The organism is Streptomyces sp. SCPE 10 (genome assembly GCF_051980735.1).
Taxonomy (GTDB): Bacteria; Actinomycetota; Actinomycetes; order Streptomycetales; family Streptomycetaceae; genus Streptomyces; species Streptomyces misionensis.
This window is the reverse complement of sequence record NZ_CP197069.1, coordinates 6,316,798-6,343,035: the sequence shown is the minus strand read 5'-3', so window position 1 is coordinate 6,343,035 and position 26,238 is coordinate 6,316,798. Positions and strand designations below refer to the sequence as shown.

The window sequence follows — 26,238 nt, the reverse complement described above, 5'->3', positions numbered from 1 at the left end:
TCCTGGATGGCCGCTGTTTTGCTGGCTAGCATGCGTTGCAATTTATGCGCGAGGAGTGTCCATGACGAACGAATTCGCGGCCCGCCCGGTGTGGAATGAGCAGCGCCCGAGCCCCATGCCGGCTCACCGCTACCGCTCGTACGCCGAGGAGGTCGAACCGGTTCCGCTGGCGGACCGGACCTGGCCGGACCGGACGATCACCCGTGCCCCGCTGTGGTGCTCGGTCGACCTGCGCGACGGCAACCAGGCCCTCGCCGTGCCGATGGACCCGGCCCGTAAGCACCGCTTCTTCCAGCTGCTCGTACGGATGGGCTACAAGGAGATCGAGGTCGGCTTCCCGGCGGCCAGCGCGGCGGATCTCTCGTTCATCCGGGAGATCATCGAGGACGACGCCGTCCCGGACGACGTCCGCATCCAGGTCCTCTCGCCGTGCCGGCCCGAGCTCATCGACCGCACGGTCGAGGCCGTCGCCGGGGCGCGCAAGGTCACCCTGCACATCTACAACCCGACCTCCGAGTTGCAGCGCCGGGTGGTCTTCCGGCAGGAGCGGGCGCAGATCCGCGAGCTGGCCGTCGCGTCGGCAAGCCGGCTCGCGGCCGCCGCCGAGTCGCTGACCGGCACCGACGTACGCCTCCAGTACTCGCCGGAGTCCTTCACCGGCACCGAGCCGGGCTTCGCGGCCGAGGTCTGCAACGCGGTCCTCGACGTCTGGCGGCCCACCCCGCAGCGCCCGGCCACCATCTGCCTGCCCGCCACGGTGGAGATGACCACCCCGAACACCTACGCCGACTCGATCGAGTGGATGAGCCGCAATCTGGAGCGGCGCGACTCGGTGATCCTCTCGCTGCACCCGCACAACGACCGCGGCACCGCCGTCGCCGCCGCCGAACTCGGCCTCGCCGCGGGTGCGGACCGCATCGAGGGCTGCCTGTTCGGCAACGGCGAGCGCACCGGCAACGTCTGCCTCGTCACGCTGGGGATGAACCTCTTCAGCCGCGGTGTCGACCCCGAGATCGACTTCTCCGACCTGGGCGAGGTCCGCCGGGTCGTGGAGGAATGCACGGCGCTGCCGGTGCACGAACGCCACCCGTGGGGCGGCGAGCTGGTCTTCACCGCCTTCTCCGGCGGCCACCAGGACGCCATCAGCAAGGGCATCTCGGCGCTCGCCGACGACGCGCAGGCGACCGGCGCGGAGCACTGGCAGGTGCCCTATCTGCCGATCGACCCCGGCGACGTCGGCCGCGAGTACGAGCCGGTGGTGCGGGTCAACTCGCAGTCCGGCAAGGGCGGCGTGGCGTTCGTGCTCAGCGACTCCTACGGTCTGCGCCTGCCGCAGCAGCTGCGCACGGACTTCGCCGTCCGGGTCCAGCGGGTCACGGACCGCGAGGGCGGCGAACTGAGCCCCGAGCGGCTGCGCGAGCTCTTCGACAGCGCGTACACGCCCGCGCCCGGCCGGCTGCGGCTCCTCGACCACAGCCCGACCTCCGTGACGGTCAGCCTCGACGGCATCGACAAGGAGATACCGCTGACCGGGGCCGCGACGCTGCCCGCGTTCGCCGACGCGCTCTCCCAGCTCGGCCTGGACCTCACGCTCACCGCGGCCGCGGCGCACGAACTGCCCGACGGCCGGGCGATCGCGTATCTGAACAGCGACGAAATCTGGGCCATCGGCACCGGCGAGGACACGGCCGCGGCGGAACTCGCCGCGGCCGTCGGCGTCATCAACCGGACGCACCACTGACAAGAGCGGGCGCAGGCGCCGGCCGGCCGTACAACGGCTTGCCGGCGCCTGCGCATTCCTTTTTCCAAACACCCGCGGCCGAGCTGCCCCACGGTGAAAAAATCTGTTGATGACCGCGATAAACAACTGGACTTGGACCGCGCCCGCCACCCCTGGGTAAGCTGACGCCAATCGAAGCTGAAAACATATTCGGCGTTCCACCGGAGAGGAAATGCCGAATCCCTGTCGGCGGACCGAGGAAATGACGACCGAGAGGAATCTCGACATGCCTGATCCGCAGCGGAACGACTTCCCGCTCCTGGCCGATTTCACGGCGGCACTCACCTCGGTGGCCTTCGGGAAGTGGCAGGAACTCGTCGACGACTACGCCCACCGCGCCGAGCTGGCCGGGGAGTGCCGGCGCCTCGCGGACCTGGCCTTCCGCGACCGCGACGCCGCGGCGCGCGAGCACCTGCACGACATCCTCACGGTCGTCTACGCCTACGAGTTCAGCCAGTCCGCGGCGCGCAACCCCGACCAGGACCCCCAGCCGATCCTGCGGGACGTCACCAGCGTCCTCGAGAACGCCATGCTGGACAACGAGTTCCGGCAGGTGCCGGAGGAACTGCTCACCGGCTACCCCACCGGCGAGAAGGACTACGTGCGCTGGCTCAAGGCCCTCATCCAGGACCACCCGGCGAGCGCGCACCCGATGTACGCCGAGCACCTGACGAACGCGGCGACCGTCGAGGACATACGCTTCCTGCTGGCCCAGGAGACCTCCCTGGACCCGCGCTTCGACGACATCCTCGCCGTCATGCAGTTCGGCGCGACCGGCGCCGAGAAGATGGAGATCGCGGCCAACTACTGGGACGAGATGGGCAACGGCGAGTTCGCCGACGTCCACACGACGCTCTTCTCCCAGTGCCTCACCTCGATCGGCGTCGACCGGGGCTACATCGAGTCGAACCTGCTGCTCGCCGCCAAGGAGTGCGGCAACATCTCGGCCGGCCTCGCGCTCAGCCGCCGGCACTACCTGCGCGCCATCGGCTACTACGGGGTCACCGAGTTCCTGGCCCCCCGGCGGTTCCGCCAGCTGGTCACCGCCTGGGACCGGCTCGGGCTGCCGCCGGAGGGCAAGGTCTACCACGACATCCACATCAACGTGGACGCCCACCACGCGGCCGGCTGGTACAAGAACGTGATCGGTCCGGTCGTCGAGCGCGATCCCGCCGCCGGCCGCGAGATCGCGCTCGGCACGTTCGTGCGGCTCAACACCTCGGCGTACTACCTCGACCGCGTCCTCGAGGTGTGCCTGAAGCAGCCCCTGCCCGCCTGAACACCGTTGCCCCGCCTCCCCGAAAGGGCTCGACCGTGACTCTCAACGCGCAGCACTACCAGATCTTCGACCTCCCGGAGACGGGCGACGACATCCTGAAGAGCTTCGACGATCTCGCTTTCGACGAGTACATCGGCAACGGCAACCGCTGGCGCCGCTTCTCCCAGTACCGGCTCCAGCACAAGGACGGCGCCTGGGACTTCGAGCGGCTCCCGCACCGCCCGTACGTCACCTACTCCAAGTTCAACCCGATCGCGGGCGGCATCCGGCGGCACTACCAGCCGATCGAGATCGACCTGACCGACCACATCCGGGAGGCCTGCGCGCAGATCCCGTTGCCCGAGGACGACATCTGGCAGATCAACGTCCACCAGTACCGGGTCGTCGCCAACAAGGAGTTGCAGGGCGTCGTCGTCCCGGAGGGCGTGCACCAGGACGGCCACGAGTTCGTGGTGATCTCCGTGTACAACCGCGTCGGCATCACCGGCGCCGAGCTGACCCTGCGCGCCGCGGAGGACAAGGAGACACCGATCTTCACCGCGACCCTGCCGGCGGGGCAGGCCATCGCGTTCGACGACCGCGCGCTGTGGCACTACGTGACCGACATCGTGCCGGTCGAGGAGGAGGGCCACCGCGACATCACGGTGGTGTCGTTCTCGCGCTGGAGCGAGCGCTGGTACGGCGACGACTTCGAGGAGGACGCCATCGGTGAGGGCCGCGGATGACCACCCTGGTGAAGTACCACGCGCTCGGCAACGACTACCTCGTCGCCGACCCGGAGCTGGGCGCGCCCGCGCCGGGCGCGACCGCCACCCGGGCGCTGTGCGACCGGCGCACCGGCGTCGGCGCGGACGGGGTGCTCTACGGTCCCCTGCCGGGGCCGGGGACCGACCCGCAGGGCATGTTCCAGGTACGGGTGTTCAACGCCGACGGCACCGAGTGCGCGCGCAACGCCAACGGCCTGCGCATCTTCGCCCGGTACCTGCGCGAGCACGGCCGCACCCACCAGGACGAGCTCACCCTGCGGACCCCCGGCGGTGACGTGCGGGTGCGGCTCGGCGGGTCGGCCACCGCCGCCTGCACCATCGACCTGGGCTCGTGGACCCACCGCATCGCCACCGTGGCCGACGGCGGGCAGGTGGCCGGCGACGCCGAGATGGTCGGCGTGCCCCTCGAGATCGAGCCGGGCACCACGGTGCACGCGACGGCGGTCCACAACGGCGTGCCGCACCTGGTCGCGCTGGTCGACGACGCGACCACGGAACTCGCCGCCCGGATCGGCCCGCGGATCGTCGGGTACGCCGGCTTCGCCGAGCGGCCCAACGCCGAACTGCTCACCGTCGAGGACCGGCGCACCCTGCGGGTCCGGATCTGGGAGCGGGGCGTCGGCCACACCCCGGCCTCCGGCAGCGGTGCCTGCGCCGCCGCCTGCGCCGCCCACCGGCTGGGGCTCACCGACCCGGCGGTGAACGTGGTCATGCCCGGCGGCACCGTGGGCGTGGAGATCACCGAGGACGAGCGGGTGCTGCTCTCGGGGCCCACCTCACTGGTCGGCCGGGTGACGTTGGCCGACGAGTTCGTGCCGTTGCTGCGCGCGCGGACGCCGCGGTGAACCGGGACGGCCGGGCCCCGGCAGGACGTGCCCTGAAGATCCTCCCCGGCGGCTGCCCGCTGGACTGCCCGGACGCGTGTTCCTGGCAGGTGGAGGTGGCGGACGGGGTCGCGGTGGGGCTGCGCGGCACGCCGGAGCACCCCTACACCCGCGGAACCCTGTGCGTGAAGGTGAACCAGTACCTGGAGCACACCCGGGCCCCCGACCGGCTGCTCCACCCGCTGCGCCGGACCGGGCGCAAGGGCGAGGGGCGCTTCGAACGCATCGGCTGGGACGAGGCGCTCGACGAGATCGCCGGCCGCCTCACCGAGGTGATCGACCGGTACGGCGGGCAGGCCGTCTGGCCCTACCAGGGGACCGGCAACCTCGGCTATCTCCAGGGACTTCAGGGACGCGCGGGCAGCCGGCTGTGGAACACCCTGGGCGCGTCGCGCCACGACATGACGATCTGCTCGATCGCGGGCCTGGTGGGCACCGGCTACACGCTGGGCACCAGCCGCGGCATCGACCCGGAGGACCTGCGCCACTCCCGGCTGATCCTGCTGTGGGGCTGCAACACGCTCACCACGAGCCACCACCTGTGGAAGGTTCTGTCGCAGGCGCAGCGGTCCGGGGCGTACGTCGTGGCCATCGATCCGGTCCTGACCAGGACGGCCCGGCTCGCCGACGAGCATGTGCCGCTCAACCCCGGCACGGATGCCGCGCTCGCCCTCGGGCTGCTCAACGTGGTGCTGTCGCTCGGTGCCGAGGACCGCACGTACCTGGCGGAGCGGACGGTGGGCTGGCCGGAGTTCCGCGCGCGCATCGAGCAGTTCACACCGCGGCGCACGGCGGAGATCTGCGGGCTGCCGGTGGAGACGGTGGAGCGGCTCGGGCGGCGCCTGGCCGTCACCCGGCCCACCGGGATGAAGGCGGCGCAGGGCATCCAGCGGCACGCCGGGGGCGGGATGGCGCTGCGCACGCTGGCGGCGCTGCCCGGGGTGACGGGTGACTGGAAGCTGCCGGGCGGTGGCCTCGCCTATTCGACGGACGGCTACTTCGGCGGCGACCGCGAGGCCCTCTTCCGTGACGACCTGCTGCCCGGACCGGTGCGCAGCCTGTCGATGACCCGCATCGGCGAGGCGCTCACCACGGTCGACGACCCGCCGGTCAAGGCGTTGTTCGTCTACGGGGCCAACCCCGCGACGGCGGTGGGCGGGCAGAGCCAGGTGCGCGCGGGCCTGCTGCGCGAGGACCTGTTCACCGTGGTGATGGAGCACTTCCGCACCGACACGGTGGACTACGCCGACATCGTGCTGCCCGCCACCATGCAGACCGAGCACACCGATCTGCTCGACGGCTACGGGCACATGTACATCACGTGGAACGAGCCCGCCGTCGCCCCGCCCGGCGAGTGCCTGTCGACCACGGAGACGTTCCGCCGGCTCGCGGCGCGGCTCGGGCTGACCGATCCCGCGCTCTTCGACTCCGACGAGGACCTCGCCCGGGCGCTGCTGTCCGGCGGCCACCCGTCGCTGGACGGCATCGACCTGGACCGGCTGCGCCGGGAGGGCTACGCCCGGCTCAACTACCCCAGCCCCTTCGTGCCGTTCGCGGACGGCTTCCCCACACCGTCGGGGAAACTGGAGTTCGTGTCGGCGACGGCGGCCGCCGACGGGTACGACCCGCTCACCGGTTACACGCCTCCCCAGGAGGCCGCGGACCCGGAGCTGGCCCGCCGGCTGCCGCTGGTGCTCATCTCCTCGGCTCCGCACTTCTTCCTCAACACGACGTTCGCGAACAGGCAGTCGCTGGTGCGCCGGGCCGGCACCCCCTTCGTGGAGCTGCATCCCGACGACGCGGCGGCCCGGGGCCTGGCCGAGGGAGCACTGGTGCGGATCTTCAACGACCGGGGCGACTTCACCGCGCGGCTCCAGGTGAGCGACGCGGTGCGGCGAGGGGTGGCGCGCACCACCAAGGGGTGGTGGTCGAAGCTCACCGGGAACCGAGCCGGGGTCAACGCCACCGTGGACGAACGGGACGCGGACATGGGCGGCGGCGCCGTCTTCCACGACAACCGCGTCGAGGTGTCCGCGGCCGAGTAGCCGACGGGCCCGTACCGGCCGCCGCGACGTCCGTGGCGGCCGGTGGCGCGGGGGTCACGGCGCACCGGCCGGGCCGCGCCCTCAGGGAACCGGTTCCGGCTCCTCGACCAGCGGGAACTGGTGGAGTGCCGTCCGGGCGACGGAGAACGCGGCCTCGACCACGTCGGCCGAGGTGCCCGGCGCGTGGACGAAGGAGACCGGTACGGCCCCTGGGTGGAGCGGCAGCGTACCGTCGGGGACGGGGGTCAGGTTCCACTTCTCGCCGCCGTTGGCGAGCAGCCCGATGACGCCGAGCCCGGCCCGGGTGGCGGCGCGCAGCCCGGCCAGGTCGGGGCCCTCGTAGGCGACGTGCCACGGCACGCCCTGGCCGTCGAGGGTGCCGACGATGTGCGTGCGGGTGTTGCACGGCTCGGCGGGCAGCACCATCGGCAGGGAGGGGCCGGCGGCCAGGCGCGCTGCGTCGTGCGCGTACCAGGCCAGCCGCAGCAGGCCGAGCGAACGGCCGCGTTCGCCCCGGGGGCGGCCGATGACGACGGCGACGTCGGTCTCCTGCTCGGCCGTCCGCGCGGCGATGTGCTCGCTCGGCCCGATCCGCGCGCTCAGCGTGATCCGGGGCAGTGCGCGGGTGAGGCCGGCGAGCAGGTCCTGGAGGACGTCCTCCAGCTGCTCCGAGACGCCGATGGTGAGCCGGAGGCCGTTTCTCGGGGCGGTCAGCCGGGCCATCGCCTCGTCGTTGACGGTGAGGATTTTCCGTGCGTAGAAAAGCAGTTCCTCACCGGCATCGCTGAGTTCCAGCCGACCCCTGGTTCTGACGAATACCGGGCCGTGCAGGACCGCTTCCAGCCTGCGAATGTGATAGCTTACAGCGGGCTGGGTGAGGGCGAGCACATCCGCCGCCCGTCGAAAACTCCCTGTTTCCACGATCGTGCTCAGTGTGCGCAGCTGGTTCACGTCGAGATTTCGCGACGTGATGGTTCGTTCTGAACTCATAGGTCTTCACTTTCGCATTGGGCAAGCCGCCTCGAAGATCCCCCGGAATAACGCGAACAGAATTGCTCAGTAGCGCCCGTGGTCGTGTGCGCCGTCCGTACCGGCGGACCAGTCCGGCTCCGGACACTCCTCACAGGTACGGCTGCGGGCGCCGACGGCGATGCCCAGCTGGAAGCGGTTGTTGATGCCCAACTCGTCCATCATGGAACGGAGCATGTAGGTCACGGTGCGACGGCTGACACCGAGCTGCCGGGCCGCGCTGGCGTCGGTGTGACCGGTGGCCAGCAGGGCGATCAGCCTCTGGTGGCGGTTCTCGATCGTGCCGCTCGGACGGTACGGGGACGTGGTGACGGCGCGTGGATGCACTTGCTCACAGTTGTCGCGCATTACTCGAACCAATCTGAGATTGTCATACTGGCCGAATGATGAAGAACGCCCGGCCATGCCCCTGGGGACGGACGGCGGGACGATCGCGCATGCTTGTTCTCAGCGAAGGAGAGAACCGGGGGTGCTGGTCTCGCCCGCCTCGATGGCGGCCACTTTTTGCGTCGACCCGAAACCGGACAACGATGTCGAGTGGGACGTTCGCATGCGACGGAAAGCGAACCAGGGTGCCGTGGGCGATCTTTTCCGAGTGAGCCGGCCGGCCCTGTCAGGGTTTATCGTGCCATCCTTCCGATTCTGCGACACCAACTGCCGTGGCTGGACAACGGGTCCAGGTGCCAGGCGAAACGCTACGGTCGATCGGCGGACTCAGCCACGCACTATCGATACGTGGCTGCTTCTCGCCCCGCACGTTTAGAAGCCTCGTCAGCCGCTGTTGGGTGGGAGTGCCGGAGACCGGGTGCAGCGAGAACAGGCGCTGCCGGGAGCGCGAACTGGTCATCATCGCGTAGTCGAAGTCCAGGCGGCCGCCGCGGCCGTCGAGCACGCTCAGGGCCCCGGAGGACGCCCTGGAGACCTGGTGCTCGTCCCACATGCGCGCGAATTCCGAGCTGCCCGCGCGCAGATCGGCCACCAGCGCCGCCGCTTCCGCGTCGTAGCCGCGCTCGGCCACCATGACGCGCAGACAGGCGACGCAGTCGCGGCTGACGGCCTCCTGGTGCTCCGCCGAATTCAGCACCGCGCGCCGCCGGCGACCGGAGCAGAACCAGCGCCAGAACATGTTGCCCTCCCGGCCGGGCAGGCCCGCGACGCGCCCGAACACGGCGGTGAACAAGTCGTTCTGTGCCACGACGGTGGCGAGGTCGTCCACGACGAACGCCGGGGACGTCGACGCCATCGCCCGCATGACGGACAGCAGTTCGGCGTCGACGGCGCCGCCCGGGTGCGCCGCCGGGGGTTCGATGCGCCCGGCCAGCAGATAGAGGTAGGCGCGCTCGTCGGGGCCCAGCCGCAGCGCGGCGGCCAGCCCGGAGAGGATGGCGGCGGACGGCTGCGGGCCACGGCCCTGTTCCAGCCGTTCGTAGTAGGTCGTCGACATGTTCGCCAGGCGTGCCACCTCGTCCCGGCGCAGTCCCGGCGTCCGGCGCCGCTGGCCGGTCCGGAGCCCGACCGCCTCGGGCGACAGCGCTTCCCGCCGTCGGCGCAGGAAATCGGCCAGCGCCTCCCGCGTGATCGACTCGGTGTTCTCCCGCATCGGCTACACCGCCCCGCCCTGGCCGCAGCACGCCCGGCCGGGTAACGCGTCGTCGCTCACCACCTCGAGGGCGGGACCCGGTTTTCGGCAAAGTGCTATGCCAACGGCGTGGGGGGTGACGGCCACATTCACTCCTTTGCGCGAGGGGAGACCGAGCCTCGGGCCTGTGCGGGCGAGGCTTTCCCGTGATCTTGGGCGTTCGGTCCCCATGCTGCAAGGGTGCGCTGATGTCGCTGTCCGGTCTCGGTTGGTGGGCCGCACTCCCGGGCGCGGCGTCGCCGCCGACTCGTGCCGCGGTGCGGCCACGGACCCGGCCGAGTTGTCAACTCGTTTGTGCCACAACGGAGTTCGGTGCCTCCGGGCCACCGCGCAATGGTCGCCCCGGGCGGGGGCGGACAGGGCGAAGCCGCCACGGCGACCACGGCGGTCGATGGCTGGAATGCGCCCCTTCGCGACGGCCCCGTCACTGGCCCGGTTCCGGGCCGGCCGCCCGCCGTTCGCCCCCCGGCCGCGCCGCCGGCGGCCCCGGACCCGCCCCGTACATCCGGTTCCGGCCACCCTGTCCCCCGTGGACGGCGCTCGCGGCGGAACTTATCCGCTTTTCGCGGACCGGGTCAAGATCACCTCGTTTATAAAATATATTTATCGGCACTTCAGAATGCACTATTGAGTTTGGAGTGAATTTCCCGCGCCGGCCGTATATTTTGATGATCTCACCCCGGAGGAGCTCTCATCATGCTCGAAGCAATACATCATGTCCGGCACCCCGGTACCGGGCCGACCGTGCTGTTCGTCCCGGGCCTGGGAATGACATCGGGCTCGTTCGCGCCCGTCGTGGCCGACCTCGGTCCGGACCACGACGTCGTCACCGTGGACCTGCGTGGACACGGGGCGAGCCCGCAGCCCCCGCTCGGCTGGACCCTCCAGGACGCGGCGGCCGACCTGGCGCAGGTCATCGAGCTGCTCGACCTGCGCGACGTCACGCTCGTCGGGTGGTCGCTCGGTGCGACCGTCACCTACAACTACCTCGACCGGTACGGGACCGACCGGGTCTCCCGGCTCGTCTCCGTGGAGATGTCGCCCCACCTGCTGCGGGAGGAGGGCTGGGAGCACGCCGCGTTCGGCGGTCTGGACGCGGCCGGCGCCCTCCAGGCGACCCAGCAGCAGTGGACCGACCCGGACACGTACCTCACCGCCCTGGTGGAGAACTGCTTCGCCGCCGGGAGCGAGCCCGAACCCGCCCTGCTGCGGCAGTTGTCGACCGGGGCGACGAAGACGTCGCGGCTGGCGCTGCTGGCCCTGTGGAGCGGGGTCCTCACCCAGGACTGGCGCGAGCGGATCGGCAGCCTGACGCTGCCGACGCTGCTGGTGCACGGGGCGCGCAGCCGGATCTTCCCCACCGAGGTCGGCAAGTGGCTGCTGGGTGCGCTCCCCGACGCCCGGCTGGAGATCTTCCCGCACAGCGGCCATGCCCCGTTCCTGGAGGAGACGGACCGGTTCGTGCGTGTGCTGCGGGACTTCGTGGGTGAAACGGCCCGCCCGTGAACCGGCTGCGCGGCAACCCCTGGGCGACACTGGTCGTCCTCTCGCTCGGCTACTTCATGACCTTGCTGGACTCGACGATCGTCACCATCGCGATCCCCAGCATCATCGACTCGCTGCACGCCACGCTGCCGCAGGTGCTGTGGGCGCTGAACAGCTACCTCATCGCCATCACCGTGCTGCTGATCACCGCGGGCCGACTGGGCGACCGGTACGGCCCGCGGCAGGTGTTCGTCGTGGGCGTGCTGCTCTTCACCATCGCGAGCCTGCTGTGCGGACTCGCGACGGTGCCCGCCGTCCTGGTCGCCGCCCGGGTGCTCCAGGGAGCCGGTGCCGCGCTGCTGATGCCGCAGAGCCTGACCCTGATCGTGGCCTCCTTCCCGTGCGAGCGGCGCGGCACGGCCCTCGGGGTGTGGGGCGCGATCGGCGGGGTGGCATCGGTGCTCGGCCCCTCGCTCGGCGGCCTGCTGATCAACGTGGCCGGCTGGCGGTGGATCTTCCTCGTCAACCTGCCGATCGGCGTGCTCGTCGTGGTGCTGGGCCTGACGGTCGTACCGGACCTGCGAACGGGCCGGCGGCACTCCCTGGACCTGCCCGGTGTCGGTCTCGCCTCGCTGGCCCTCGCCTGCTTCGCCTACGCCGTGACCAATGGCCCGGATCACCACTGGGGTCCCCTCGTCTGGGCGCTGCTGGTGGCCGCCGCGCTCTTCGGCGCCGGGTTCACCGTCCGCCAGCGCCACCGCCAGGACGGTGACCCGCTGCTGCCTTTCGCGCTGCTGCGGATCCGCGGTTACACCGTGACGCTCGGGATCGCCGCGGCGATCACCGGCGCCACCTTCGCGATCACGGTGCTGGCCGCGCTGTACTTCCAGTCGGTGCTCGGCCTGAGCGCCTTCCGGGCAGGGGTGCTGCTGGCTCCGGCGTCGGCGATGTCCCTGCTGGTCGCCCTTGTCGCCGGCCGCCTCGCCGACCGGGTCGAGGGCCGGTTCATCCTGCTGACCGGCATGGTCGTACAGGGTGCCGGCATCCTGTGGACCGCGCTGCTGATGTCGGGCCCGGTGCACTGGACGGCCTTCCTGGCCCCGATGGCGGTCATCGGCATGGGCAACGGCTGCTCGATCGCGCCGCGGACGACGGTCGCCATGCGCGACGTCCCGCAGGAACTGACGGGCGCGGCCTCCGGAGTCCTCGAGACCGTGCGGCAGTTGGGCGCGATGGCCTTCACCGCGGGGGTCGTCGCGCTGGTGCAGGGCCTGCGCTCGGTGACGGACGGCAACGGTGCGGCGATGCGCGCCGCGACGGTGCTGCCGATCGCGGCGCTGGCGCTCGGTGCCGTCGCCTGCCTGGCACTGCCGCGGGAGAGGACCGAACCGGCCGTACGGGCGCGGCCGGTACCGTCCGACTGACGGCGATCAGCCCGAGGAGAGGGGTGCCGCCGGACGGCGGCACCCCTCTCGTGTGCGCACGGGCTGTGTCCGCGACCGGTACGGAACCCTTCACGCTGCCCGGCGCGGCGCGGGCCGACACGGCCATCGCCTCGAACAGCACCGGCACCGACAACGGCCACCGCGGCGCCCTCGCCGCGGTGGCCGAGAGACCCTAGGCGTGCTGTCCGGACCCGCCCTGCCCCGGCGTGTGGTCGAGGAGGAAGCCGATGTTCTCGTGTACGTGCGCGTGGTCCTTCGCCGCGAACAGGGCGTGGCCCGCGCGCCAGTATCGGATGCGCAGGCCCTCGTACGCGAAGACCTTGGGGGCCCGGCGGCGGTCGAGGTCGATCGAGACGACGGCCTCGGGGTGCGGGAAGGCGTAGGACGGCCAGGCGAAGGGGGCGTCGGTCGGGCCGTTGAAGAAGCCCACGCCGTAGTGCTCGCCGGTCGGCCGGGGCCGCTGCGGGACGCGGCCGTTCAGCATCGCGTCGAAGTACGCCTCGTACGGTCGTATGTCGTACGCGGACTGGAGCAGTTCGACCACGCGGTCGCCGGGGTAGCGGGTGTGTATCTCGACGAGTTCGATCCGGTCGTCGAGCAGTTTGATCTCGGCGTGCATCGGCGAGGTGACGAAGCCCAGTGCCGACACGACGGCCTGGAGGTACTCCTCGACCTGCGCGGTCCGCTCCCGCGTGTACACGCTGGGCACCACGTGGCCGACTTCCTCGAAGTGCGGCATGCCGGTGTTGACCTTGTCGGTCAGGGTGAACAGCGTGAGCCGGCCGTCGACGACGAGCCCCTCGGCGCTGATCTCCGGGCCCGGCACGTACTCCTCGACGATGACCTCGTGCGTGCGGTGGTCCCCGTCCAGGTGAGCCACCCGGCCGTCACGGTCGTCGAGATCGGTCTCGGCCAGGTCGTACGGCTCGAAGACACGCGCCAGTTCGGAACGGTCGGCGACGAAGGTCACGCCGTGGCTGCCGCTGAACGAGCGCGGCTTGACCACCACCGGCGGCTCCAGGCCGCCGAGCAGGTCCTCGGGGGCGAGCAGCGAAGTCCGGTGGAACCCGACCTTGGTGAGGCCGTGTTCGTGCAGCACCTCGCGGGTCTGCGCCTTGTCCAGGACACGGGCCTCGACGGCGGACGGGGTGCCGGGAATGCCGAGCAGCTCGCGCACGGCCGCCGCCAGCTCCATGGAGAACTCGGTGATGGCGAGTACGGTCGCCGGCTCGTCGTCGCGCACGCAGTCGGCGATGAGCAACGGGTCGAGCGCCTTGACGGTCCGGGTCCGCACGGCGGTCTGTTCGCCGATCTGCGCGAGGGACTCGGGTGTGTCGACGACGAGCAGCGAGGCACCGAGGGTGGCCGCGTCACGGATGGCGTCGTCCAGTTCGTGGACACTCCACGGAACTCCCACGAGCACGACGGTCTTAGTATTCATCCCGCTATTTTCCCCGTGCCGCACCGCGCCGACAATGCCGGTTGCTCACAGGGATTGTTATCGGTCGATCAAAAATCATTATTGGACCACTCCGCGGCCGGTTGCCTAGGGTTTTGTTCGACCTGGTGCCGTCCGGCGTGCGCATTATTTCATGCCCCCCTTCATTCGATTTACCGGGAGAATCATGATCGGAAAGATCGACCGCGAAACTCTGCTCGCTCACGCCCGGACGATCGCCTCGTCCGGGGGAAAGGCGGTCCCCGAAGATGCGAAAGACCTTTCCGACCTGGAAGTCTGCGGGGCCGCCGAGATAACGGCCATCACCAGGGCGGCGGCCGAACGCGACGGCGGTGTGCTCGTCTCCAGCGGCGGCACCACGGGCACCCCGAAACTGACGTACCTGCCCCACCACATGGCCTTCGACCGGCTCCTGCCGGTCTGGCGCCCCTTGGGAGTCGGCGACGTCGTGCTCAACCTGTACGACGCCGGCCGTATGTGGGGCACGCATTACTTCGTCCAGAAACTCGCCGAGCGCACCGAATCCACGGTGATTCCCTCGGGGCCGATGACGGCGGAGGAACTCGAACTACGACTGCCGATGCTCCGCGAGGTCGGCGTCACCGCCCTGGCCAGTGTTCCGTCCGTGCTCGCCGACTTCGCCGAGATGGTGCTCAAAACCGGGGTGAAACCGCCGGTCAAGACCATCATCTGGATGGGCGAGGCATGGACGGAGTCCAAGCGGGAGCTGGTCCGGCAGGCCTTTCCCGATGTGCAGTTGTGGGGCATCTACGGCTCGGTCGAGACCTGGGCGATGGGATCCAACCGGCCGGGATGCGACGAGACGACGCTCCATCTCCTCGCGGACGAGATCTTCGAGCTGGAGGACGCGGGCGCCCTGCTGACCCGGGCCGGCGAGGGATGGACCGTGCCCGTCGTCCGCTACCGCCTCGGCGACCGCATCGAGGCGACGCAGTGCCGCTGCGGACGCGGCGACGCCTTCCGGGTCCTGGGACGCGCCGACGACGGTTTCGGCCTGCTCGGCAACTACGTCAACATCGCGGACATCGTCGACTCCGCCCGGCGGTGCCCGGACGTCGTGGACGCCCAGCTCGTGCTGGTCCGCGACACCGACCTGGCCGACTCGGCACGTTCGATGACCGTCGAATACACCGGCACGGCCGCCCCGGAGGCCGTCCGGACCTGGCTGACCGGGAGCCATGTGCGGCTCGGCACCGTCGACAGCCAGCACCCCGAGGCGATCTCCGCCCGCCGGGTCGACCGGCTGCGCCGCATCGCGAGGACGAACAAGACGCCGGGCGCTGTCTGGCAGGACGCGCTGGGAAGCGGTTCGTAGCGGGATCGAGCGGCTGCGCGGGGTGCGGGACGGCGGCGGACGCCGGCCCGCACCCCGCGGCGTCGCTACCTGTTCGCGAGCACGAACCAGCGGGCCGGCAGGTCGATCCGGGTGCCGTCGGTGAGGTGCTCGGTCTGCGGGAGGACGGTGTCGCCCTCGGCGAGGACGGTCATGCCCGCCTCGGCGAGCAGCCGGGGGATCTCGGCGTCGTCGGCGTCGGCCGGCTTGAGCTGGTGGTGGAAGACCCGCTGAAGCTTGGGCGGCGGGCCGGCCGGCTCGGCCGCGGCGCGCCCCAGGACCTCGCGCGAGCCCGAGGTGAGTTCGACGACGAAGGCGCGGCCCTCGCCGCCGATGAGCGTGGCGACGGCGGCGGCGACCGCGGGACGCGCGGCGGGCTCGCTCTGGTGGATGACGGCCCGCATATAGACGTTGGTGTCGCCGAGCCGGTCGTGCAGCGCCTTGACCGCGTCGCCGTCGGTCAGGTCGAGCTGCTCGAACTCCACGGGCGCGTCCCCCGCCGCGCGGCGGGCGTGGGCCACGGCCGCGTGCGACAGGTCGACGCCCACGGCACGGGCGAACCGGGTGGCGAGATAACGGGTCTGGGTGCCGTTGCCGCAGCCGAGGTCGACTATGGTGCGCGCCGGGTCCGCGTGCGGCAGGAGCAGCGCGCTGTGCGGCTCGGCGGTCAGCGAGGGGTCCGAGTCCCAGATCGCCTCTCCGGGAGCGTCGGAGGTCTCCTTCCAGTAACTCTCCCAGTTGTCACGGTAGTTGTCCGAAACGTTCATGCGCTCTCCCACGATCGGTTGCGTGATCGGGATATCGCGGGGAGCGGGGCACGGGCAAGGGGGCGGTGGCCACCTTCACCGGACGTACCGCCGTTCAACGGCTCCCCGTGACCGCCTGTTCGAACCAGACCGTCTTGCGGTGCCCGGTGGCGCTGGCGCCCCACTCGCGGGCCAGCCTGCTGACCACGCGCAGTCCGCGGCCCGACTCGTCGAGGGGGCCCGCGGCAATCATGTCGGGCAGGTCGGGGGCGTCGTCGGTGACCTCGAACAGCAGCGCGTCGGTGCGCACCACCTTCAGCCCGACGCGATCGCCCTCCGCGTGCCGTACGGCATTGGTGACGACCTCGCTCACCAGCAGCTCGGCGGTCTCCACGGCCTCCGGCAGTCCCCAGGCGCGCAGCTGCTCGCGGACCAGGCGGCGGGCCCGGCCGACCTCGCGGGGCTCCGCGTCCAGCCGCCATTCGGCGACATGGTCGGCGGGGATGCCGTTGAGGCGGGCCATGAGCAGGGCGACGTCGTCCTTGCGGCCGCCGCGGGTGTTGAGGGCGCGGATGATGGTGTCGCAGGCGTCGTCCATGGAGGCCGCGGGGTGCGCGGCGGACTCGCAGAGCGCGGCGAGGCCCTCGCCGATGTCCGAGCCGCGTACCTCGACCAGGCCGTCGGTGCACAGCACCAGCCGGTCCCCGGGCGACACCCGTACCCGGGCGGCCTCGAAGGGGACGCCGCCGACGCCGATGGGCGCGCCGGTGGGCAGGTCGAGGAGTTCGCTGCTGCCGTCCTCGGCCCGGACCAGCACCGGCGGGATGTGTCCCGCGTTGGCGAGGGTGACCTCGCCGCGGATCGGGTCGTAGACCGCGTACAGACAGGTGGCGAGGTAGTTGTCGCCGAGTCGGCGGGCCAGGTCGTCCAGGTTGCGCAGCAGTTGGGCGGGCGGGGTCTGCATCGCGGCCATGGTCTGCACGGCGGTGCGCAACTGGCCCATCATGGCGGCCGAGTTGAGGCCGTGCCCCATGACGTCGCCGACGACGAGGGCGGTGCGGGAGCCGGGCAGTTTGATGGTGTCGAACCAGTCGCCGCCGATCCGGCCGAGCCGGGTGCCGGGCAGATAGCGGGTGGCGACGTCGCAGCCGGCCGTCCTCGGGGCGACCTGCGGGAGCATGCTGTCCTGGAGGGTGTCGGCGACGTTCTCCTGGTAGGTGTACATGCGCGCGTTGTCGAGGACGAGGCCGGCGCGGGCGGCGAGTTCGGCGCCGGTGGTGCGGTCCATGTCGTCGAAGGCGGGACGGTCGGGGCGGCGGATCAGCACCATGAAGCCGAGCACGACGTTGCGGGCCTTGAGCGGCACGATCAGCAGGGAGCGGCCGTTGATCAGCGGGCGCAGATCGCGCTTCTCGAACTGGCCGGAGATACGGTCGCCCATCTCGTCGGTGACCCGGGGGATGAGGACCGGTTCGCCGGTGACCATGCACTGGTAGAACGGGGTGTGTTCGGGGAAGGCGAAGGCCTCGCCGACGGGCACGGTGTCGTCCCAGCGGCCGGGTTCGTCGTTGTGCTCGACCCAGACGCGGAACATCACGGTGCTGGCGTCGGGCGGGCCGTCCGGGAAGCCCTCCCCGGCGAGGACGGCGGCGCGCAGATGGGTGCCGGCGAAGTCGGCGAACCGGGGCACGGCGGCGCTGGTGACCTCGCGGATGGTCTCGCCGAGGTCGAGGGAGGAGCCGATGCGGGAGCTGACCTCGTTGAGGAATTCGAGGCGTTCGCGAACGGCGGCGTATTCGAGGTCCTGCTCGGCGCCGGCCGGTACGGCGGTCACGGGGGCGGTGCGCTGCCGCGATACGACGATTCCGGCGGCGTCGGCGGGAACGCGGCCGGGGCGCCGGGGCACGCCCCAGTACGGGGTCACCGGCACCCGTTCGCACTGGCTGAACTCCAGGACCGGATAACCGAGTTCGAGGATCTGCGAGACGATGCGGCCGCTGAGTCCCGGTCCCATGTTGGGCAGGATCTCCGGCAGCCGCCGTTCGAGTTCGTCGAAGGCGGGCAGTTCGGTGTGGCGGGCGAAGCCGGGCGCGACGCGTTCGGCGCTCTCGTCGTCGTAGCCGCGCTCCTCGCGCAGCCGGGTGGCGTCGGCGGCGAGCACCAGCAGCCGGGCGGGGCCGGGGCCGATCAGCGGGTAGGCCCACCACAGCACGTCGAGCCGCTCGCCGTCCGCCCGGTCGTCGTCGTCCGGTGTCCGCCGGGGCGGGAAGAGGCGGGCGCGGCCGGCGGTGGCGTAGGAGGTCCCACCGCCGAGGGATGCCTCCAGGTCGGGGCCGAACTCGTCGTCGGGCGAACTTCCGTGCGCGTCGGCGCCGTTCGGCTCGCCGTGGTACGCCGCCGGGTCGGCGTCCGGTGTGGAGCCGCCCTGGAGATGGTCGGGCAGGGCACCGGTGACCGGCAGCAGATCCGCCGCGAGGCGGCCGACGGCGTCCTGCCGGCCCACACCGAACAACCGCCGCGCCCCACTGCTCCAGTGGGACACCAGGCCGTCACGGTCGACGACGATCACCGCAAGCGGAATCCGGCCCGCCGCGGTGTCGCCGGCGCCGCGCCCGGGAGCTGTGTCCCGCTCGCTGCCACGGTCCATGGCCCAGGCCCCTTCTCCCCACGGCTGTTCGCAAACGATCTGTGCCGCCGGCCACTACGGTACGGCGGCGGCCGGTGGCGATGTGTGGCAATCCGGGAATTGGTTTACCTGATCGCACCGGCCCCCGCCCCGGGCGTCGTCTCAGTCCTCGTGCCCGAGCTGGAGGTCCCGTTCCGTGCGGCCACCGCCCGCGACCTGCAGGACCGTGGCGACCGGCGGGTAACCCGCGGCGATCACCGTGTACTCGCCGGAGGACAGGTCCACGAACCGGAAGGCGCCGTCCGGCCCGGTGGTGAGGGTGTCCACCACATTGCCCGCGGCATCCAGAAGGGTGACCCGGGCGTCCTCCACGGGCCGTCCCCCGGTCGCCCGCACGACGCCGCGCAGCACGGCGCCGCCGGCGAGTTCGACGTCCTGCCGGGTCTCCCGGGCGGCCTGCACGCTGACCGGGAGCGCGGCCGGGCGGAAGGCGGGGGCGCTGGCGGCGAGGGTGTACTCCCCCGCGACCAACTCGGTGATGACATAGCCCCCTTCGCGGCCGCTGCGGGTGGTGGCGACCACCTCGCCGTGCACATTGGTGAGGGTGACGGTGGCGTCCCGCACGGGGCTGCCGTCGGCGGTGAGCACACTGCCGGCGAGGCGTCCGGCGCCGCCGAGGACGACGTCCAGCTCGACGGGGCGTTCGCCGACGGTGACCGAGACGGCCTGCGGCTGGTGGCCCCCGGCGGCGGCGATCAGGACGTACGACCCGGAGCCGGGCGTGCTCAGCGCGTACCGCCCGTCGTCGCCGCTCGCGCCCCGGCCGATCTGCTGTCCGGTGACGTCGATGAGGGTGAGCGCCGCGCGGGGCACCACGGTGCCGTCCGGATGCTGCACGGTGCCGCACACCGGGATTCCGGCGGCGTACGGCGAACGCGCCTGCGGGATGTGGGTGTGGGAGCCCTGGGGGTCGGTTTCGGCGGTGTGGTGGGACACCAGTGGTTTCTCCTTGAGGAAGAAGGCGGCGAGGAGGCCGAGGACGAGCGCCGGGACGAGGTACAGGAAGACCCGGGGCATGGCGTCGGCGTAGGCGCGGATGTAGGCGTCGCGCAGCGCCGGGGGCAGGGCGTGCACGAGCTGCGGGGTGAGGGACTGGGGGTCGGGCAGCCGGGCGCCGGCGCCCGGGGGCAGTTCCCTGCGCAGCGCGTCGGCGAGCCGGTTGGCGAACAGGGTGCCGAAGACGGCGGCGCCGACGCTGCCGCCGATCTGCCGGAAGTAGTTGTTGGCGCTGGTCGCGGTGCCGAGGTCGGCGGGCCGCACCGAGTTCTGCACGGCGAGGACGAGCACGGGCATCACCAGGCCGATGCCCGCGCCGAGTACGGCCATCCAGAGGCTGTAGTGCAGCCGGGGCGTCCCGGCGTCGAGGCGGGACAGCAGCCACATCCCGGCGACCGAGACGGCGCCGCCGAGCACCGGGTAGACCCGGTAGCGGCCGGTGTGGCTGATGAGCTGCCCGGAGAGCAGTGACGTGGCGACGATGCCCGCGGTCATGGGCAGCATCAGCAGTCCGGAGCCGGTGGCGCTGGCGCCGTCGACCATCTGGAGGAAGGTGGGCAGATAGCTGGCGGCGCCGAACAGGGCCACACCGATGACCGCGCCGACCAGGCCGGTGACGTTGAAGACGGAGTCGCGGAACAGCCGGAGCGGGATGAGGGGTTCGACGGCGAAGTGCTCGACGACGAGGAAGAGCACGACGGCGGCGAGCGCGCCCGCGCCGAGGCCGAGGATCTGCCGCGAGCCCCACGCGTACTCGGTGCCGCCCCAACTGGTCAGCAGCACCAGGCAGGTGGAGGCGGCGGCCAGCAGCAGGGCGCCCAGCACGTCGAATCGGCCGCGGACCTCGGGTTTGGGGAGTTTGAGCACGACGGCGACGACGGCGAGGGTGACCAGGCCGAAGGGCACGTTGACGTAGAAGCACCAGCGCCAGGAGAGGTGGTCGGTGAAGTAGCCGCCGAGCAGGGGTCCGGCGACCGAGGCGAGGCCGAAGGCGGCGCCGATCAGGCCCATGTAGCGGCCGCGCTGCCGGGGCGGGACGATGTCGGCGATGATCGCCTGGACGCCGATCATCAGGCCGCCCGCGCCGACGCCCTGGATCGCGCGGAAGGCGATCAGCTGGTCCATGCTCTGCGCGCGTCCGGCGAGCGCGGAGCCGAGGACGAAGACGGCGATGGCGAACTGGAAGACGCTTTTGCGGCCGACGAGGTCGCCGAGCTTGCCGTACAGCGGCAGGCCGATGGTGGAGGTGAGCAGATAGGCGGTGATCGCCCAGGACATCCGGTCCAGGCCGTGGAGTTCGCCGACCACCTTGGGCAGGGCGGTGGCCACGATCATCTGGTCGAGGGCGGCCAGCAGCATCGCCAGCATCAGCCCGAGGACGACCAGCCGCACCCGGCGCGGGCCGAGCGGACCGGCCGTCGGCGGCGGGGCCGCGGGGCCGGATGCCGTCGGCTCCTCCCGGGTCTCCTCGGCCGGTTCCTGCCGGGCAGCCGGGAGCAGCACGAGCGTGTCGTGATCCACCAGAGTCGTCCCGCCCACGTTCCGCTCCCCTCGCGCCACCTTCGCGGCTGTCGTACCCGTGCAATTTCTCGCGCGAGGCGACAACTACGAACAACCGTGGTGGGTTACGGGGCGGTTCCCGGTGGGCGCCAGTTCCACTCGAACCGGTGAAGGGAAACCCCGCGAAGGCGCACAACTTCCCTTCGCGGGGCGGAGGTTGGGGCTACTTCTCGACCTCGGCGGCGAGCCGGGCGAGCACGGCGTCGTAGATGCGGCCGAGCCCCTTGGGGGCGAAGGTCCGCTCGAAGAAGCCGCCGATGCCACCGGCGCCCTGCCAGGTGCTGGTGACGACGACGCGGGCCCTGCCCTCGCCGGCGGGGGTGACGCGCCAGGTGGTGACCATGGAGGAGTTGCGGTCCTTCTCGACCAGCTCGCCGTCGGTGGGCTCGGTGACCTCCAGCAGGCAGTCGCGCACCCGCTTGCTGGTGGCCTGGAGCTTCCAGTGGACGAGGGTGCCCTCGCCCTCGCCGCCCTCGCGCACCTCGTACTCGCTGAACTGCTCGGGCAGCAGCTTGCGCCGGGTGCCGCGGTAGTCGGCGAGGGCGTCGAGCACCTTCTCCGCGTCCGCCGCGACGACCCGCTCCGTAGTGGCCTCGACCTGCGCCATTGCGTTCCTCCAGGACCTGATTGCTCGGGGTTGGGAAAAGCCAACCACTCCGGCGCCCGGCCCCCCAAATCGGGGGTCGCGTTCGGGGCCGCGCCCCGCCCCCGCGACCCGCCCCCACGCCCCGCTCCGCACGATCATGGGAACAGATGTTCTATTGTGTGGGCGAGTACCACCGAGGAGGCGTCATGCGCTGGGACAACCTCAACGTCGAGCACGGCCGGGCCGCCGACACCGCGCTGTTCGGCGCGGACGCCGTCACCACCCGGACGTTCGACACACCCGAGTTCCGCGGGATCACCTTCCACGAGGTCCGGGCGCGCTCGGTGCTCAACCGGGTGCCGGGCGCCTCGCGGATGCCGTTCGAATGGACGGTGAACCCCTACCGGGGCTGCTCCCACGCGTGCGTGTACTGCTTCGCCCGCAAGACGCACGGCTATCTGGACCTGGACACCGGCATCGGGTTCGACACGCAGATCGTGGTCAAGGTGAACGCCCCGGAGGTGCTGCGCCGCCAGCTGGGCTCCACACGCTGGCACGGCGACCACGTGGCGATGGGCACGAACGTCGACTGCTACCAGCGCGCCGAGGGCCGCTACCGTCTGATGCCGGGCATCATCTTCGCCCTCACCGAGCACGCGAACCCCTTCTCGATCCTGACCAAGGGCACGCTCATCCTGCGCGACCTGGATCTGCTGGTGCGGGCGGCGCGGGTGACGGACGTGGGCATCTCGGTCTCCGTCGGCTTCCTGGACCCCGCCCTGTGGCGCACGGTGGAGCCGGGCACACCGGCGCCCGAGCGGCGGCTGGACGTCGTGCGCACCCTCGGCGAGCACGGCATCGGCTGCGGGGTGCTGATGGCGCCGGTGATCCCGTTCCTCGGCGACCACCCGGAGCAGCTGCGCACCACGGTGAAGGCCATCGCGGATGCCGGGGCCACCTCGGTGACCCCGCTGGTGCTGCATCTGCGGCCGGGCGCGCGCGAGTGGTTCATGGCGTGGCTGGGCGAGCACCACCCGCATCTGGTGCGCCGCTACGAGCGGATGTACGCGGGCGGGTCCTACGCGCCCACCTGGTACCAGCGCCGGATCACTCGTCAGGTGCACGAGCTGGCGCGGGAGTACGGCATCGGGCCCACCCGCGCGGGCGCGGCCCGCCGGGTCGGTCCGGCCGGGCCCGCGCCGCAGCCCGAGCCGACCCAGCTGACCCTCATGTGAGCGCCCCCGCGGGAGCGTTCGAGGGCTTCGCGCGGGCAATAGGGTCAACTATCGGCGCGGGACGTTCTCCAGGGTCCCCGCTTCGGGACGATGCGGCCAGAGCCGCGAACCTCGCGGTTCGCCCGACCTCTCCGTCCCGGGAGGACCCATGAGAAGACGCGCAGCCGTGCTGTGCGCGGCCGCCGCCGTGCTGGCGGGCTCCGTCACCGGCGTGCCCGCGCGGGCCGCCGCCCCCGCGCAGCTCGCCTGGAAGAAATGCGGCACCGGCGACTACCCGACGCTCCAGTGCGCCTCGCTGGAGGTGCCGCTGGACCACGCGGACCCGGACGGGCGGCGGATCACGCTCGCCCTGTCCCGCGTGCCGCACACCGCCAAGACCTCCCAGGGCCCGCTGCTGGTCAACCCCGGCGGCCCCGGCGGCAGCGGACTCACCCTCGCCGGGTTCGTGGCCTCGGCGCTGCCCAAGGACGTGGCCGCGCGGTACGACGTCGTCGGCTTCGACCCGCGCGGCGTCGGCCACAGCAGCCCGGCCCTCGACTGCGCGCCCGGCCACTTCGATCCGGTGCGCCCCGACAGCGTGCCCGCCACGCCCGCGCTGGAGCAGGCGAACCTGGAGCGCGCCCGGTCCTTCGCCGCCGACTGCTCCCGGCGGTACGCCGATGTGCTGCCGTACATGGACACGGTCAGCGCCGCGCAGGACATGGACACCATCCGCGCGGCCCTCGGCGCGCCCCGCCTCAGCTACCTCGGCTACTCGTACGGCACCTACCTGGGCGCGGTCTACGCCAAGCTGCACCCCGAGCGGATCCGCAGACTGGTGCTGGACTCGGTCGTGGATCCGACCGGCGTCTGGTACGACGACAACATCGGCCAGGAGCGCGCCTTCGACGACCGGCACCGGGCGCTGATGGCCTGGATCGCCAAGTACGACGCGACGTACCGGCTCGGCAAGGACCCCGCGAAGGTCGAGGCACGGTGGTACGCGATGCGGGCGGCCCTGGCGAAGCGGCCGGCCGGCGGCCGGGTGGGCGCCGCCGAACTGGAGGACACGTTCATCCCGGGCGGCTACTACGACGGCTACTGGCCCTACCTCGCCGAGGCGTTCGCGGCCTATGTGCACGACAAGGACACCGGGCCGCTGGTGGAGGCGTACCACGAGTTCGCCGGTGTGGACGGCTCCGGCGACAACGGCTACAGCGTCTACACGGCCGTGCAGTGCGGGGACACCGCCTGGCCGCACGACTGGGCGCGCTGGCACCGGGACGCCTGGGCGGTGTACGCGAAGTCCCCCTTCATGGCGTGGAACAACGCCTGGTACAACGCGCCATGCGCGTTCTGGCCCACCGGCCGGACGGGGCACCCGGACGTCGCCAACACCCGACTGCCGTCCTCGCTGCTGTTCCAGGCGACGGACGACGCGGCCACCCCGTACGCCGGGGGCGTCGCGGCCCACCGGCTGCTGGCGGGTTCCAGCCTGGTGGTCGAGCAGGGCGGCGGCAACCACGGCATCACGCTGAGCGGCAACGCGTGCCTGGACCGCTATCTGGCGGCGTACCTGGCCGACGGCACGGTGCCGCGCGGCAGCGGCACGGCCGACGCGGTGTGCGCCAGGTCCCCGGAGCCCAAGCCGCCGGCGGCGAAGGCGGCCTCGACGTCCTCGCGCGGCTCGACCCTGCACGGCCTGCTGGGCTTCCGCCGCTGACCGCCGCCGTCCGCCCCCGGTCCTTTCGGGCCCGGGGCGCTGTCGGTGGCGTGGTCCATCATGGGCGCATGACCGAACGGATCACCGCCCCCGCCGGCGTCGCGCCCGCCGCGCAGTACAGCCACGTCGTCTCGGCGAGGGGCCGGCTCGTCGCCGTCTCCGGCCAGTTGGCCCTGGACGAGGACGGCGCCCTGGTGGGACCCGGCGACCCCGGGGCCCAGGCCCGCCAGGTGTTCGAGAACCTCCGGCGCTGCCTGGCCGCGGCGGGGGCCGGGTTCGAGCACGTGGTGAAGCTGACCTACTTCGTCACCGACATGGCCCACATGCCGCAGATCCGTGCGGCCCGCGGCGCGCACATACCCGACGACCGGCTGCCGGCCGCCTCGGCCGTGCGGGTGGCGGGGCTGGTGGCCCCGGAGTTCCTGATGGAGATCGAGGCCCTGGCGGTGGTGCCGGAACCCGCCGACGGGTGACCCGGCCGCCCGGGGCCCGCTCTTGGCCCCCGGTGCCGCGGGGTACCCGGCGCCCATGAACGAACCTCACCTTCCGGGGCGGACGAATCAGCACGGCGGCGCGCCGCGGGCGCCGAAGCCCGCGTGGGGGGCGGTGTTCAAGGGCAGTCTGCGCGAGTTCCAGAAGGACCAGCTGACCGACCGGGCCGCGGCACTGACGTACTACGGCATGCTCGCCCTGTTCCCGGCGCTGCTGGTGCTGGTGTCCCTGCTGGGGATCACCGGCCGCTCGACCACCGACCGGCTGCTGGCCGACGTCAGGCAGCTGGCGCCCGGCCCGGCGCGGGACGTGCTGACCCGGTCCGTGGAGCAGTTGCAGAACAGCGCCGGTACGGGCTCGGTCCTGGCCGTGGTGGGCATCGTCGTGGCGCTGTGGTCGGCGTCCGGGTACGTGGCGGCCTTCATCCGCGCCGCGAACGCCGTCTACGACATGCCGGAGGGGCGCCCGGTGTGGCGGCTGCTGCCGGTGCGGGTCGGGGTCACGGCGGTGCTGCTGGTGCTGGCCGTGCTCAGCGCGGTCATCGTCGTCTTCAGCGGCCCGCTGGCCCGGCGCACCGGACAGGCGCTCGGCCTCGGGGACACGGCGCTGACCGCGTGGTCGATCGCCAAGTGGCCGGTGCTGGTGATCCTGGTCGTCGTGATGATCGCGATCCTGTACTGGGCGTGCCCCAACGCCAAGGTCAGGGGCTTTCGGTGGATCACTCCGGGCAGTGTGCTCGCCCTGGTGATCTGGATGGCCGCCTCCGCCGGATTCGCGGTCTACGTGGCGAACTTCGCGTCGTACAACAAGACGTACGGCACCATGGCGGGCATCGTCGTCTTCCTGGTGTGGCTGTGGATCAGCAATCTGGCGCTCCTGCTGGGCCTGGAGTTCGACGCGGAGACCGTGCGGCAGCGGGCCGTCGCCGGCGGCGGCCACCCCGTCCGCGGCAGGCCCGTCGTCGAGCCGCGCTCCACCACCACATGGGACGAGCAGGACGTACGCCGGACGAGGGAGAGCTGACCGCTCCGGTGCGCCGGGCCCGTGCGCCCACGTGCCCCTTGCCCGT

At 71.7% G+C, this 26,238-nt stretch carries 21 protein-coding genes; 13 read left to right on the top strand and 8 right to left on the bottom strand.

The features are described 5' to 3' along the window. The first annotated feature begins 61 nt into the window (after positions 1 to 61). The 5 genes from ACSP97_RS29085 (at position 62) to ACSP97_RS29065 (ending at position 6,755) form a co-directional block, all read left to right on the top strand. Positions 62 to 1,741 carry a 2-isopropylmalate synthase gene (locus tag ACSP97_RS29085; RefSeq protein WP_440555009.1) on the top strand — a complete coding sequence of 560 codons (1,680 nt, stop codon included), beginning with the start codon at positions 62 to 64 and terminating at the stop codon, positions 1,739 to 1,741. Positions 1,742 to 2,006: 265 nt separating this feature from the next. Next, positions 2,007 to 3,059 carry an iron-containing redox enzyme family protein gene (locus ACSP97_RS29080; RefSeq protein ID WP_355152497.1) on the top strand — a complete coding sequence of 351 codons (1,053 nt, stop codon included), beginning with the start codon at positions 2,007 to 2,009 and terminating at the stop codon, positions 3,057 to 3,059. Positions 3,060 to 3,094: 35 nt separating this feature from the next. Then, positions 3,095 to 3,784: a 2OG-Fe dioxygenase family protein gene (locus ACSP97_RS29075; protein ID WP_355152496.1), complete on the top strand. Its 690-nt coding sequence runs from the start codon at positions 3,095 to 3,097 to the stop codon at positions 3,782 to 3,784. Beyond that, the gene (gene dapF / locus ACSP97_RS29070; RefSeq protein WP_440555007.1) at positions 3,781 to 4,671 is read left to right on the top strand and encodes a diaminopimelate epimerase; all 891 of its coding nucleotides are present in this window, start codon (positions 3,781 to 3,783) and stop codon (positions 4,669 to 4,671) included. The genes ACSP97_RS29075 and dapF overlap by 4 nt, the downstream gene beginning before the upstream one ends. Then, a complete protein-coding gene (locus ACSP97_RS29065; protein ID WP_358294850.1) occupies positions 4,668 to 6,755 on the top strand; it encodes a molybdopterin-containing oxidoreductase family protein in 2,088 nt (695 codons plus the stop codon). Before dapF ends, ACSP97_RS29065 begins: the two co-directional genes overlap by 4 nt. Positions 6,756 to 6,836: 81 nt before the next feature. On the opposite strand, the gene ACSP97_RS29060 is transcribed toward ACSP97_RS29065, so the two are convergent. The 3 genes from ACSP97_RS29060 to ACSP97_RS29050 all read right to left on the bottom strand — a co-directional run bounded on the left by ACSP97_RS29060 (position 6,837) and on the right by ACSP97_RS29050 (position 9,384). After that, on the bottom strand, positions 6,837 to 7,745 hold the full coding sequence (locus tag ACSP97_RS29060) for a LysR family transcriptional regulator (protein ID WP_355152490.1): 909 nt from the start codon (positions 7,743 to 7,745) through the stop codon (positions 6,837 to 6,839). 66 nt (positions 7,746 to 7,811) lie between these two features. After that, positions 7,812 to 8,111 (bottom strand): helix-turn-helix transcriptional regulator, encoded by a 300-nt coding sequence (locus ACSP97_RS29055; RefSeq protein ID WP_355152489.1) that lies wholly within the window; start codon positions 8,109 to 8,111, stop codon positions 7,812 to 7,814. 286 nt (positions 8,112 to 8,397) lie between these two features. Beyond that, on the bottom strand, positions 8,398 to 9,384 hold the full coding sequence (locus ACSP97_RS29050) for a helix-turn-helix transcriptional regulator (protein ID WP_440555003.1): 987 nt from the start codon (positions 9,382 to 9,384) through the stop codon (positions 8,398 to 8,400). Between the two features lie 735 nt (positions 9,385 to 10,119). On the opposite strand from ACSP97_RS29050, the gene ACSP97_RS29045 reads away from it, so the two are divergent. From ACSP97_RS29045 to ACSP97_RS29035, 3 genes are all read left to right on the top strand, one after another. Then, positions 10,120 to 10,929, top strand: coding sequence for an alpha/beta fold hydrolase (locus ACSP97_RS29045; RefSeq protein WP_440555001.1), 810 nt, complete (start codon positions 10,120 to 10,122; stop codon positions 10,927 to 10,929). Continuing rightward, positions 10,926 to 12,332 (top strand): MFS transporter, encoded by a 1,407-nt coding sequence (locus ACSP97_RS29040; RefSeq protein WP_440554999.1) that lies wholly within the window; start codon positions 10,926 to 10,928, stop codon positions 12,330 to 12,332. The genes ACSP97_RS29045 and ACSP97_RS29040 overlap by 4 nt, the downstream gene beginning before the upstream one ends. 65 nt (positions 12,333 to 12,397) lie before the next feature. Beyond that, the gene (locus ACSP97_RS29035; RefSeq protein WP_358674957.1) at positions 12,398 to 12,529 is read left to right on the top strand and encodes a hypothetical protein; all 132 of its coding nucleotides are present in this window, start codon (positions 12,398 to 12,400) and stop codon (positions 12,527 to 12,529) included. Here the strand turns inward: ACSP97_RS29035 and ACSP97_RS29030 are convergent. Beyond that, the gene (locus ACSP97_RS29030; RefSeq protein ID WP_358269550.1) at positions 12,526 to 13,794 is read right to left on the bottom strand and encodes an ATP-grasp domain-containing protein; all 1,269 of its coding nucleotides are present in this window, start codon (positions 13,792 to 13,794) and stop codon (positions 12,526 to 12,528) included. The genes ACSP97_RS29035 and ACSP97_RS29030 overlap by 4 nt on opposite strands. A 184-nt stretch (positions 13,795 to 13,978) precedes the next feature. Between ACSP97_RS29030 and ACSP97_RS29025 the strand changes: the two genes are divergently transcribed. Further along, on the top strand, positions 13,979 to 15,148 hold the full coding sequence (locus ACSP97_RS29025) for an AMP-binding protein (protein ID WP_440554996.1): 1,170 nt from the start codon (positions 13,979 to 13,981) through the stop codon (positions 15,146 to 15,148). Between the two features lie 65 nt (positions 15,149 to 15,213). Here the strand turns inward: ACSP97_RS29025 and ACSP97_RS29020 are convergent, their stop codons facing one another. From ACSP97_RS29020 to ACSP97_RS29005, 4 genes are all read right to left on the bottom strand, one after another. Then, positions 15,214 to 15,933 (bottom strand): class I SAM-dependent methyltransferase, encoded by a 720-nt coding sequence (locus tag ACSP97_RS29020; protein WP_355152180.1) that lies wholly within the window; start codon positions 15,931 to 15,933, stop codon positions 15,214 to 15,216. Between the two features lie 94 nt (positions 15,934 to 16,027). After that, the gene (locus ACSP97_RS29015; protein ID WP_388294230.1) at positions 16,028 to 18,559 is read right to left on the bottom strand and encodes an ATP-binding SpoIIE family protein phosphatase; all 2,532 of its coding nucleotides are present in this window, start codon (positions 18,557 to 18,559) and stop codon (positions 16,028 to 16,030) included. 141 nt (positions 18,560 to 18,700) lie between these two features. Then, positions 18,701 to 21,133: an MFS transporter gene (locus ACSP97_RS29010; protein ID WP_355152178.1), complete on the bottom strand. Its 2,433-nt coding sequence runs from the start codon at positions 21,131 to 21,133 to the stop codon at positions 18,701 to 18,703. Between the two features lie 184 nt (positions 21,134 to 21,317). Continuing rightward, on the bottom strand, positions 21,318 to 21,761 hold the full coding sequence (locus ACSP97_RS29005) for an SRPBCC family protein (protein ID WP_355322667.1): 444 nt from the start codon (positions 21,759 to 21,761) through the stop codon (positions 21,318 to 21,320). 185 nt (positions 21,762 to 21,946) lie between these two features. Here ACSP97_RS29005 and ACSP97_RS29000 point away from each other — a divergent pair, with 185 nt between their 5' ends. From ACSP97_RS29000 to ACSP97_RS28985, 4 genes are all read left to right on the top strand, one after another. Continuing rightward, positions 21,947 to 22,975 carry an Rv2578c family radical SAM protein gene (locus ACSP97_RS29000; protein ID WP_440554992.1) on the top strand — a complete coding sequence of 343 codons (1,029 nt, stop codon included), beginning with the start codon at positions 21,947 to 21,949 and terminating at the stop codon, positions 22,973 to 22,975. Positions 22,976 to 23,123: 148 nt separating this feature from the next. After that, entirely contained in the window at positions 23,124 to 24,677 is a 1,554-nt protein-coding gene (locus ACSP97_RS28995; RefSeq protein WP_440554990.1) for an alpha/beta hydrolase, read from the top strand. Between the two features lie 68 nt (positions 24,678 to 24,745). Further along, the gene (locus ACSP97_RS28990; RefSeq protein WP_355152174.1) at positions 24,746 to 25,150 is read left to right on the top strand and encodes a RidA family protein; all 405 of its coding nucleotides are present in this window, start codon (positions 24,746 to 24,748) and stop codon (positions 25,148 to 25,150) included. 55 nt (positions 25,151 to 25,205) lie between these two features. Further along, the gene (locus ACSP97_RS28985; RefSeq protein WP_440554987.1) at positions 25,206 to 26,192 is read left to right on the top strand and encodes a YihY/virulence factor BrkB family protein; all 987 of its coding nucleotides are present in this window, start codon (positions 25,206 to 25,208) and stop codon (positions 26,190 to 26,192) included. The last annotated feature ends 46 nt before the right edge of the window (positions 26,193 to 26,238 follow it).